General features: G+C 61.3%; 2 protein-coding genes. One reads left to right on the top strand and one right to left on the bottom strand.

All coding sequences use genetic code 11. The features are described 5' to 3' along the window. Positions 1-320: hypothetical protein (locus VI25_RS25475; RefSeq protein WP_161807039.1), on the top strand; the 320-nt coding region annotated here is incomplete at its 5' end. Positions 321-346: 26 nt separating this feature from the next. Here the strand turns inward: VI25_RS25475 and VI25_RS25470 are convergent. Beyond that, positions 347-736, bottom strand: a 390-nt coding sequence (locus VI25_RS25470) for a DUF6805 domain-containing protein (RefSeq protein WP_045689696.1), incomplete at its 5' end; no start/stop codon positions are given.

Genomic DNA, 736 nt, shown 5'->3' with positions numbered 1-736 from the left:
GGGTCGGTAAACAACGCCAGATGCCGGTGAAAGCGCGCCCCGCACGTGCCGTGCTCTGGTTGGGAATGGCTGAGGTCATGAGGTGGGACTTGCGGGTGAAAGGACTGCCTTTCATAGGAGGTCCTTACGCGGCGGCCGAAGGCTATCCGGTTGAAGAAGCCCACATCCAGTACCTCTCGCCCTGTCGTTACAAGCCCCTTAGCCGACGGGGCTACTACGCCTTCACGAACCCGACTCAGCTTGCCCCGCTACAACGCTGCCCACAGCGTCATCCCAATGAGCCGTGTAATTCCGCCCGTTTGGAAGAAAAACCCCGCTAAGCAGCGCGGGGCTTCCCTGGACCGTGTTATTTCAATAGGCGTACGTCGTAGATGCCACCGGCGGTAGAGCCCGGCGCCGCCGCGAATTTTACGTTCAGGACCGGAGCCGCGCGCATGGCTGCAGGCAGGTCGTAGTCGGCTTCGTAAAATTCGTCGCCCCGGCTGCCGTCCAGCTTCACTTCTTTCAGCGGCTTGCCATTGACCAGAATAGTGAAGTAGCGGTTTTTGTCGCCGCCAAAGTAGGTCAGGCGCAGCGTTTTGGCCTCACGCTTGGGGTTTTGCAGATTATAGCTAAACCAATGGGCCGCATCGCGCCAGTGCCGCTCCCGGAAGGTACCGGCCTGGCTTTGCTCGCCCTCGAAGCCGTGGTCCGATTCGGGCTGCTGCTCGCCGGGGCTCACCTGGTCGACGGTGCG

The organism is Hymenobacter sp. AT01-02 (genome assembly GCF_000961955.2).
In the GTDB taxonomy this organism is placed as follows: Bacteria; Bacteroidota; Bacteroidia; order Cytophagales; family Hymenobacteraceae; genus Hymenobacter; species Hymenobacter mucosus.
This window is presented reverse-complemented; position numbering and strand designations above follow the sequence as displayed.